At 73.3% G+C, this 10,123-nt stretch carries 7 protein-coding genes; 2 read left to right on the top strand and 5 right to left on the bottom strand.

The window, feature by feature from the left end; all coding sequences use genetic code 11:
* Window positions 1-341 precede the first annotated feature (341 nt).
* Together KUM32_RS02905 and KUM32_RS02900 are read left to right on the top strand one after the other, a co-directional pair.
* Window positions 342-2,492 (top strand): hypothetical protein, encoded by a 2,151-nt coding sequence (locus KUM32_RS02905; RefSeq protein ID WP_308408580.1) that lies wholly within the window; start codon window positions 342-344, stop codon window positions 2,490-2,492.
* Window positions 2,493-2,619: 127 nt separating this feature from the next.
* The gene (locus KUM32_RS02900; protein ID WP_217140164.1) at window positions 2,620-3,576 is read left to right on the top strand and encodes a bifunctional riboflavin kinase/FAD synthetase; all 957 of its coding nucleotides are present in this window, start codon (window positions 2,620-2,622) and stop codon (window positions 3,574-3,576) included.
* 141 nt (window positions 3,577-3,717) lie between these two features.
* Here the strand turns inward: KUM32_RS02900 and KUM32_RS02895 are convergent, their stop codons facing one another.
* Genes KUM32_RS02895 through KUM32_RS02875 form a run of 5 tightly spaced genes read right to left on the bottom strand, consistent with a single transcriptional unit; the run spans window position 3,718 to window position 9,847 of the window.
* Window positions 3,718-4,740 carry an ABC transporter ATP-binding protein gene (locus tag KUM32_RS02895; RefSeq protein WP_217140163.1) on the bottom strand — a complete coding sequence of 341 codons (1,023 nt, stop codon included), beginning with the start codon at window positions 4,738-4,740 and terminating at the stop codon, window positions 3,718-3,720.
* On the bottom strand, window positions 4,737-5,951 hold the full coding sequence (locus KUM32_RS02890) for an oligopeptide/dipeptide ABC transporter ATP-binding protein (protein ID WP_217140162.1): 1,215 nt from the start codon (window positions 5,949-5,951) through the stop codon (window positions 4,737-4,739). Before KUM32_RS02890 ends, KUM32_RS02895 begins: the two co-directional genes overlap by 4 nt.
* A complete protein-coding gene (locus KUM32_RS02885) occupies window positions 5,948-6,934 on the bottom strand; it encodes an ABC transporter permease (protein ID WP_254404948.1) in 987 nt (328 codons plus the stop codon). The genes KUM32_RS02890 and KUM32_RS02885 overlap by 4 nt, the downstream gene beginning before the upstream one ends.
* Window positions 6,931-7,971, bottom strand: coding sequence for an ABC transporter permease (locus tag KUM32_RS02880; protein ID WP_217140161.1), 1,041 nt, complete (start codon window positions 7,969-7,971; stop codon window positions 6,931-6,933). The genes KUM32_RS02885 and KUM32_RS02880 overlap by 4 nt, the downstream gene beginning before the upstream one ends.
* Window positions 7,964-9,847: an ABC transporter substrate-binding protein gene (locus KUM32_RS02875; RefSeq protein ID WP_217140160.1), complete on the bottom strand. Its 1,884-nt coding sequence runs from the start codon at window positions 9,845-9,847 to the stop codon at window positions 7,964-7,966. Before KUM32_RS02875 ends, KUM32_RS02880 begins: the two co-directional genes overlap by 8 nt.
* Between the last annotated feature and the right edge of the window lie 276 nt (window positions 9,848-10,123).

Genomic DNA, 10,123 nt, shown 5'->3' with positions numbered 1-10,123 from the left:
AACCGGGGAAGACCGTCGGAGCGGTGCCGCCCGGGATGGCTCGGGGAGTGCGGCTGCCGGGGGCGGCTGGTGGTGGGGTGCCGTCAGGGCAGGGGGACGGAGGCACGCGGTGCGGGGCGGCGGCCGGGGGGCGGGGGCCCGGCAGGGGCGTCGGAGCGGCCTCGTCCGGGGCGATCGGCGGAATGCCGGTGTCCGGTGGGGCGGGCGGTGCGTCGGTGTCTGGCGGGGCAGGCGGAGTGCCGGTGACCGGTGGGGCAGGCGGTGCGTCGGTGTCCGGTGGGATCGTCGGAACGTCGTCGGACGGGGCGGGCGACGGCGGGGCGGGGGCCGGAGCTGTTGCCGTGGGGCTCCCGCCCTGTGTTCGCCTCGGTGACCTCCGGGACGACGAGGCCCGGGAGGCGCGCGCACGCTACCGCGTACCGGAGGGCGTTCTGGCGGACCCGGACGACCGCCACCCGCTCACCCTCCGTCTGCTCTCGGAGGTCCACGCGGCCGTCCCCGGCCCGCCGCCCCCCGTCCGCGTCGACCGGGACGAGGTCTTCGCGGCCCACCTCGACCTGATGTGCCTGCGCGTCGCGACCCGTCTGGCCGAGGAGAACGGGCTGCGCGGCACCGCCGTGCGCCGTCTCGCGGCCAAGGTCGCCGGGCAGGTGCACGAGGCGGCCCGGCGCAGTCTCGGCCCGGGGCAGGGCGAGCTGGACCGGGAGTCCTTCGAGGCGGTGTTCCCGTGGGGGCCGGCCCCCGCCCGGCTCGGCGGCGGCACCGGATGGGCGACCGCCGTGCTCGCCGAGGGCCTCCTCGTACCCGCCGGAAGCGGTTACCGCTTCGCGCACGAGGAGATCGCCGACTGGATCCAGGGCACCCATCTCGACCTGGGCGAGGCCCTGCGCGCCCTCGTCCACCGTCGCGGCACCCCGCACGACCCCCGTACCCTCCCCGTGCCGCACCACCGCATCGGCCCCGTCGTCGAGGCCGTACTGCTCCTCGCCCGTCAGCACGGCGTTCCGCAACTCGCGCTGACACTGGAGGAGCTGGTGAACGCCCTCGACACCGACTCGCCCTCCTGGTGGGCGGCCCGTCTCCTCGCCGAGGTGCTGACCCGCGTACCCGACGCGACGCCGTACACGGAGGTGCTGCGGCTGCTCGCCGACGGCATCGCCGAGCGCAAGGGCGAAGGACGTGCGGTGCCCGCGGAGTTCGGCCCCGCCTTCTGGACGGCCCTGCGGCTGCCGGAGGCCTCGCGCCTCGACCTGCTGCGCCGCCTCCTCCTCGCCGACGGCCCTCCGCACGAGCCCGGCCCCCGCCACCTCGACACCGTCGCCGCTCTGCTCACCGCCGACCCCGCGACCGTACAGCCGCTCCTCGTCCGCTGGTTCGACGACGAACGGCCGCTGCCCGCCACCCCGGACGCCACCGTCGCGACGGCCGCGCAGGCGCTGCTGCACACCCATCGCCACCGGGGCCTGGACGGCCTCACCGAGGTGCTCGTCGACAGCACGCACCGCCGCGCCGACGAACTGCTCGCCGTCCTGGCCGAGGAGGAGCCGTCCGCCCTGTGCCGCGCCGTCGAGCGGTGGGCGCGCGACGAGCGGTCCGAGCGGCGTACGGCGGCCGTGACCCACGGACTGCGGGCCGCCCCGCACGCGCGCACCGCCGCCGACCGCACCCTGCTCCGCCACGCCGCGCTGGTCCTGCTCGCCGGCCCCGCTGACAGCCCCCTGCACGGTGGCGCGCTCGCCCTGCTCGTACGGGATCCGGGCAGCCGCGACCGCCACCTCCCGCGGGCGCTGGACCACTTCGCGGCGGGCGACCCGTACCTCCCGCCGAGCGCGATGGCCGCCGCCCTGCCGACCCACCCGGGACCCGTCCTCGACGCCTTCCGGGCCCGGCTGCGCGGCCCGGACGCCGGGGAGGCGCTGCGCGGACTCGTCGAGGCCACCACACCCGCGCTGGCGCACCGGGTCGCCGTACTCGTCGGGGAGGCCGTGGCCGAGCGTCCGGAGACCGCCGGGCACGTGGCCGCGTACGTCGACCGGCGCCTCGACCGGGGCCCCGCGGCCCGCGCCGTGCTCCACCCCCTGGTCACCGGGCTGCTGGACGACGGTCCCGAGCCGGTGCGGGCCGCCCTCGCCGGTGTTCTCGCCGCCGCCGACGCCCGCGCGCGCGGCCCGCTCCGCCACGAGTTGCGCGAACACCTCCTCGCCCACGAGCGGGAACCCTCGGTCCTGGAGGCGCTGCTGCACGCCGCCGCCCGGTGCGGCGGCGAGGAGCTGCGCGCCCTCGTGCACCGCACCGGCCTCCTCCTCGTCCGCACGCCGGACGGCGCCACCCGTTTCGACCGCGGCCTGGTCGACCTGGCCCGCCACCTCCCCGGTTTCGCCACCCGCGTGACCGGCTGGCTGGCCGACGCGCCCCAGGACTGGGCCGCGCTCGTGGGGCCCAGCGCACGCCGGACGATCGAGAATCTGGCGGGTGCCCGGGTCCTCGCCTGAGGGCGAGCCGGCCCGCGCGGCGTGCACCCCGTCACAGCACCGATGCCGATGGGGGCGGCAGCCGCAGGGCATGGCACCCTTAGACCTGCGTAAGAGGCACCACGGAAACCACCAAGGAGCAGACACAGTGCAGCGCTGGCGTGGCTTGGAGGACATCCCCGAGGACTGGGGACGCAGCGTCGTCACCATCGGCTCCTACGACGGCGTCCACCGCGGGCACCAGCTGATCATCAAGCACGCCGTGGACCGCGCCCGCGAGCTGGGCGTCCCCACCGTCGTCGTCACCTTCGACCCGCACCCCAGCGAGGTCGTGCGCCCCGGCAGCCACCCGCCGCTGCTCGCCCCGCACCACCGCCGCGCCGAACTGATGGCGGACCTGGGCGTGGACGCGGTGCTGATCCTGCCCTTCACGACGGAGTTCTCGAAGCTGACCGCGGCCGACTTCGTCGTCAAGGTCCTGGTCGACCGGCTGCGCGCCAAGGCCGTCGTCGAGGGCCCCAACTTCCGCTTCGGCCACAGGGCGGCCGGGAACGTGGAGTTCCTGGCCGAGCAGGGCAAGCTCCACGACTTCGAGGTCGAGGTCGTCGACCTGTACGTGACCGGTGACGCGGGCGGCGGCGAGCCGTTCTCCTCGACCCTGACCCGCCGCCTCGTCGCCGAGGGCGACGTCCGGGGCGCCGCGGAGATCCTGGGGCGCCCGCACCGCGTCGAGGGCGTCGTCGTCCGGGGCGCCCAGCGCGGCCGCGAGCTGGGCTTCCCCACGGCCAACGTCGAGACCCTCCCGCACACCGCCGTCCCGGCCGACGGTGTCTACGCCGGCTGGCTGCACGCCCAGGGCGAGGTGATGCCGGCGGCGATCTCCGTCGGCACCAACCCGCAGTTCGAGGGCACCGAGCGCACGGTGGAGGCGTACGCCATCGACCGGGTGGGTCTCGACCTGTACGGTCTGCACGTCGCCGTCGACTTCCTGGCCTTCGTTCGGGGCCAGGCGAAGTTCGAGACGCTGGACGCGCTTCTGGAGCAGATGGCCGCGGACGTCGACAGGTGCCGGGAGATCATCGCGGCGGACGTCCGCCAGGCCTGACGGACACCGCGGCCGGGCCGGCCCGCCGGTCCTCACCGGGCCGGCCGCTGCCGGTCGCACGTCTCCGCTCCACGACGGCCGGGCCGCACCGGCGACCGAGTGCGGCACACGCGGCGGGATGTACTCCCGTGCCCGCGCGCGTCAGACCTGCCGCACGGCTCCGCCGCCCCCGCCCGCCGTATGCGCAGTCCGGGCCCAGTGGCAGGCGGCCTGGGGCTCGTCGCCGCCGTGCAGGATCTCCAGGTCCCGGCTCCGGCACGCGTCGGCGACGCCGACACGTGCGGCCTCGCCACCGGCCAGGATCTGGCAGCGGACGTGGAAGCGGCAGCCGGTGGGGACGTGCGACGGATCGGGGGGTTCACCGGTGAGCACGACCGGAGTACCGGGCGCCTCCGGCAGGACGGACAGCAGGGCCTGGGTGTACGGGTGCCGCGGCGCCGTCAGCACCTGCTCGACGGGGCCGGTCTCGACGATCCGGCCGAGGTACATCACCGCGACCCGGTCGGCGATGTTCCAGGCCAGGCCCAGGTCGTGGGTCACCACCAGAGCGGACAGACCGAGTTCGGTGCGCAGCCGCAGCAGCAGCGCGAGGATCTCACCGCGCACCGAGGCGTCCAGGGAGGCGACCGGTTCGTCGGCGACGAGGAGCTCCGGTCCGAGGACCAGCGCACCCGCGATGACGACCCGCTGGCGCTGGCCGCCGGAGAGCTCGTGCGGGTACCGCAGGAAGAAGCGCTCGGGTGGTCGCAGCCCGGCCCGGGACAGGGCCTCGCCGACGGCCGTCCGCTCGTCTCCGGCGTGGCCGTGGATGCGCAGGCCCTCGGCGACGATGTCGTACACCGTGTGCCGCGGGTTCAGCGAGCCGCTCGGGTCCTGGAGGACCAGTTGGGCCCGCCTGCGGTAGGCCTTCAGCGCGCGGGCGGAGTACTCGAGCGGGGCACCGTCGAAGGTGACGCGACCCGCGGTCGGGGGCACGAGGCCGAGCAGGCAACGGGCGAGGGTGGTCTTGCCGCAGCCCGACTCTCCGACCAGCGCGACGATCTCGCCACGCCGGATGCCGAGATCGACCCCGTCCACGGCCCGTGCGGCGGGTGCGCCGCGCCTGCCGGGGAAGGCGACGTGCAACCCCTGGACGCTCAGCAGCTCAGACGTGGTGCTCGTCATGGGGAACTGCTCCTCACTCCGTCGCTCCGTCCCGCCGATTCACCGCCGGACGCCCCGCCGTCGGCGGGTGGTGTTGCATGGGCCTCCGGTGTGGCCGGCGCGGGTGGTGTTCGTGTGGTGACGGGTGCCCCGGCCGACCGTGGTGTTCCTGTGCCCTCGGACGTCCCCGTGTCGCCGGACGTCCCCGTGTCGCCGGATGTGCCGGTGTCGCCGGGTGTCCCGACGCCGGGGGTGTCCGTGCCGCCGGGCGCCCCCGATCCGGTGGACCCCACGTGCACGCACGCCGCCCGCCGGCCCGTGCTCGCCTCGCGCAGTGACCGGTCCTGCGTGGCGCAGACGTCCAGCGCGACCGGGCACCTCGGGTGGAACGCGCACCCCGACGGCACCGCCGCCGGGTCGGGCGGGTCGCCCGGCAGACCGCGCGGCGCGAACCGCGAGGCGGGGTCCCCTATCCTCGGGAACGCCCCCGACAGCGCGCGGCCGTACGGATGCCGGGCATCCTCGTAGACCTGCCGTGCCGGGCCCTCCTCGACCACCCGGCCCGCGTACATCACCGCCAGCCGGTCGCAGGTGTCGGCCAGCACGGCGAGGTCGTGGCTGATCATGATCAGGCCCACGTCCTGCTCGCCCACCAGGCCCTCGATCAGCCGCAGGATCTGCGCCTGGATCATCACGTCGAGTGCCGTGGTGGGCTCGTCGGCGACGATCAGCCGCGGGTCGCAGGCCAGCGCCATCGCGATCATCACGCGCTGCCGCTGGCCGCCGGACAGTTCGTGCGGGTAGGCACGCGCCCGGCCCGCCGGCAGGCCCACCTGCTCCAGCAGCTCACCGGTCCTCTTCCGCGCGCCGGCCGGCGTGGCCCTGCGGTGCAACAGGATGGGCTCGGCGATCTGGTCACCGACGCGGTGCACGGCGTTCAGGGAGTGCATCGCCCCCTGGAAGACGATCGACGCCCCCGCCCAGCGAACCGCCCGTACCCGGCCCCACTTCATCGTCAGCACGTCCTCGCCGTCCAGCAGGATCTCCCCGCCGATCCGGGCCCCGGCCGGCAGCAGCCGCAGCAGCGCCAGCGCCAGGGTGGACTTGCCGCAGCCGGACTCACCCGCGATGCCGAGCTTCTCACCGGCGGCGACGGTCAGGTCGACCCCGCGCACGGCGGCAGCGCCACCGGGATACGTCACTTGCAGGTCGCGTACCTCGAGCAGGCTCAACGCGACACCCCCAGCCTGGGATTGAGAACGGCCTCCACCGCGCGCCCGCACAGGGTGAACGCCAGGGCCACGACCGCGATCCCGATGCCCGGCGGCACCAGGTACCACCAGTCGCCCGAACTCACGGAGCCCGCCTCCCGCGCGTCCTGCAGCAGCCCGCCCCAGGACACCACCGCCGGGTCACCGAGCCCGAGGAAGGCCAGGGTCGCCTCGGCCAGGATCGCGGAGGAGATGATCAGCGTCGTCTGGGCGAGGACCAACGGCATGACGTTGGGCAGGACGTGCCGAGACATGATGTGCCAGTGCCCGCCACCGAGCGCCCTCGCGCGTTCGATGTACGGCCGTGACTCCACCGCCAGCGTCTGTGCCCGTACCAACCGGGCCGTGGTGGGCCAGGTAGTGACGCCGATCGCCAGCACGATCGTGCCGAGCGAACGGGACAGGACCGTCGCCAGCACGATGGCGAGCACCAGGGTCGGCATCACCAGGAACCAGTCCGTGACCCGCATCATCACCGTGGCGTACCAGCCGCGGAAGTGCCCGGCCGTGATCCCGATCAGCGCGCCGATCGTCACCGACAGCGCCGCCGCGAGCAGGCCGACGAGCAGCGAGACGCGTGACCCCCAGACCAGCAGCCCCAGCAGGTCCCGTCCGAACTGGTCGGTGCCCAGCGGGAACCGGCTACTCGGGCTCTCCAGGGGCTGTCCGGGCGCGTCGGTCACCCTGTCCACGTCCGACCCGACGGTCAGCGGCGCGGTCAGCGCGACGAGCACGAACAGCCCCAGCGCGGCCAGCCCGAACAGGCCCGCGCGGTGCCTGCGGTACTCCCTCCAGAAGCGCGCGACGGAGGCCCGGCGCCGCCGCCGGGCGAGGGCGCGCGGGCCGGGCACCCCGGGCTTCGCAGGGGTGCCGGTGATGCCGGGGGTGTCAGTGGTGTCGGTGGTGTCGGGGGTGTCGGGGGTGTCGGGGGTCTCGGCAGTCATCGGCCCACCCTCGGATCGAACAGTGGATACAACAGGTCGGCCAGCGTGTTCATCAGGATCACCGCGGCGGCGAACACGAAGAACAGCCCCTGCACCAACGGGAGATCGGGCACGCTGAGCGCCTGGTAGAACAGCCCGCCGAGCCCCGGCCAGGAGAAGACGGTCTCGACGAGGATGACGCCCGCCACGGTCCGCCCCAGGTTCACGAAGACCAGCGTCACGGTCGGCAGCAGCGCGTTGGGCACGGCGTGCCGGCGTCGTACGAGGTCGTCCCTGAGGCCCTTGGCCCGCGCGGTCGTCAGATAGTCGCCGCCCATCTCGTCCAGCAGCGCCGACCGTGTGACCAGCAGCGTCTGCCCGTACTCGACCGCGACCAGCGTCACCACCGGGAGGACGAGGTGGTGGGCGACGTCGAGGACGTGGGCGAAGCCCTCCTTGTCACCCGTCTCCATGCCCCCGGTCGGGAAGAGACCGGGGACCGGGTCCACGCCGACCGACAGGACGATGATGAGCAGCAGCCCCAGCCAGAAGGACGGGATGGAGTAGAGCGTCAGCGCCAGCCCGGTGTTGAGCCGGTCGCCGAGCCCGCCGTGCCGCCACGCCGAGCGGGTGCCGAGGAAGGCGCCCAGCGCGGTGTAGAGGACGAAGGCCGTGCCGGTGAGCAGCAGGGTGTTCGGCAGCGCCTCAGTGATCTTGTCGACGACCGGCGCGTGGAACTGGTACGACGTGCCCAGGTCCCCGGTCAGCGCCTTGAGGCAGTACTCCGTGAACTGCTGCCACAGCGGCAGGTCCAGTCCGAACTCCTCCCGGTACGCGGCGAGTTGCCCGGCCGACACCGGACGGCGGCCGGTCATGAACTTCACCGGGTCACCGGGGAGCAGCCGGAAGAGGAAGAAACTGGTGACGAGGACGGCGAGCAGGGAGACGACCGCCCCGGCCAGCCTGCCCGCCACGTACCGCGGATACGCTCCGTCGGAGCGCCCGCGCGGTGCCGTGGACGGCCGCTTGCCGAGCGCGGATCCGGTCGCGCTACTCACGGTCGTCCGCGGTGGACCTGCGGCGTACGGCGAAGAGCACCCCGAGGCCGACGAGCACGACGGCGCCCGCGGCGATCCCGATCACGGCGCCGGTCGACGACGACCCCCCGGAGGAGTCACCGGAGTCCGCGGGGACCACCGACCACCAGCTCCAGTAGCCGTCCTGCCCGTAGATGTTGCCCGCGGCGGACGGCATCGTGGTGATCGACTCGATCTGGTCCGTGCGGTAGGCCTCGACGGCGTTCGGATAGGCCATGACGTTCATGTACCCCAGGTCGTACAGCCGGGACTGCATCTGCCGGACGATGCCGGCCCGCTTGCCGGGGTCGTACTCGGCGAGCTGCCGGGCGTACAGCTCGTCGTACGCCTTGTCGCAGATGAAGTTGTCGGTGGCCCCGGTGTCCTTCGGCGTCGCCGGGAGCGCCGCGCAGGTGTGGATGGACAGCACGAAGTCCGGGTCGGGGTTGACGGACCAGCCGTCGAAGGCGAGGTCGTAGGTGCCGGCCAGCCACGGGTCGGTCACGTTGTCCAGGCAGTCGAGCGTGAGCGAGATGCCCAGCTCGCCCCACCACTCCTGCAGGTACTTGCCGACCGCCTTGTCGTTCGGTTCGGTGGCGTGGCACAGGATGCGGTAGTGCAGCGGCTTGCCGTCCTTGCCCAGGCGTTTGCCCTCGGCGTTCGTCCGGTACCCCGCCTCGTCGAGCAGCCGGGCCGCACGCTCCGGGTCGTACGCCAGCTCCTGGTCCGCCGACGGTTCGAAGAAGTACTGCGAGAAGCGCGGTGGGATGTAACCGGCGCCCTCGACCGCGTGGCCCCGGAACACCTTGTCGACGATCGCCTTGCGGTCCACCGCCATGAACAGCGCGTTCCGCACCCGCCGGTCCAGCAGGGAGGGATCGCCGTCGCCGAACTCGGTGCCGTCCTTCGCCCGTGCGCCCGGATTGGTGGCGAGGGCGTAGAAACGGCGGCCGGGGGCGTCGTTGACGTGGACGTCCTCCTCGTTCTCGAGCGAGGCAGCCTGGGCGGGCGTCAGCGACGGCGACCCGGCCACGAACGACACCTCGCCCTTGCGCAGGGCGGCGACGGCGGCGTCCTGGTCCTTGTAGTAACGGAAGACCAGCTGGTCGAACTTGGGGGCGCCCCGCCAGAAGTCCTTGTTGGCCTTCATCCGCACATGGCTGTCCGGCTTGTAGTCCGTGAGGATGAACGGCCCGTTCCCGACGACCGGGAAGTCCTTGTCGTTGTTGAACTTCGAGAAGTCCTCGACCTTCTCCCAGACGTGCCGGGGGACGATCGGCACGTCGAGGGCGGTCATCGTGGCCTGCGGCTTCTTCAGCCGGATCACCAGCTCGGTCGGGCTGGGTGCGGTGACCTTCGCGAAGTTGGTGACGAAGCTGCCGTTGGCGGTGGCGGCTCCCGGGTCCGTCATCATCTTGTTGAACGTCCAGGCCGCGTCCTCGGCGGTGGCCTGCTGCCCGTCCGACCACGTGGAGTCGGAGCGGATCGTGTACGTCCAGGTCAACTTGTCCGGCGACGACTTCCACCGGGTGGCCAGGCCCGGGACGGCGTGGTTGTCCTCGGGGTCGTAGTTGGTCAGGTACTCGTACGTCAGCCGGTGGATGCTCGTGCTGAGCAGCCGTACCGCCAGGAACGGACTGAGCGAGTCGACGCTCTGCGCCACGGCGACGGTGAGGACCTTGTCGCCGCCGTCGCCCCCGCCACTCCCGCCACTCCCGTCGCCCTCGTCGGCCGAGGCCGACGGGATGGATATCCCCGACACGAGGAGGAGTGCGGTGGCGCCCATGGCGGCGAGCAGCCGCGTTCTCCCGGGGCGGGGGCCGGTACGTCCACTGCCGTGCTGATCGTGTGTGTTCATCACTACCTGACCTCGCGTCATCGCACGCGCGGGACGCGGTGCGCCCTCCGCGTGAGGCGGGCTTGAACAGTTGTGAACAGGCTGGAGCACGTTGCGAAGGGCCGGAGCGGGCTTGAGCGGGCTCGGTCGGGGTGACTCCGGCGGAATGAAGTGTGTGTCTACCAGCGGCAGTCTGCACGCGTCAACGGTGCGACAAACCCCATGTGGCCTGCGGAAACGACGAGTTGACCACCGGTTCACTCCCATTGGCGCAGACCACTGGCGCCTCCCTGGTGA

Source organism: Streptomyces sp. AC627_RSS907 (genome assembly GCF_019049165.1).
Note: the sequence above shows the minus strand (reverse complement) of the source record. Positions and strands in the feature narration are given on the sequence as shown.

Excerpts from the sequence above, each read along its gene's own strand:
- KUM32_RS02895 (WP_217140163.1), bottom strand. The coding sequence starts at position 4,740 with ATGACGAGCACCACGTCTGAGCTGCTGAGCGTCCAGGGGTTGCACGTC.
- KUM32_RS02885 (WP_254404948.1), bottom strand. The coding sequence starts at position 6,934 with ATGACTGCCGAGACCCCCGACACCCCCGACACCCCCGACACCACCGAC.
- KUM32_RS02875 (WP_217140160.1), bottom strand. The coding sequence starts at position 9,847 with ATGAACACACACGATCAGCACGGCAGTGGACGTACCGGCCCCCGCCCC.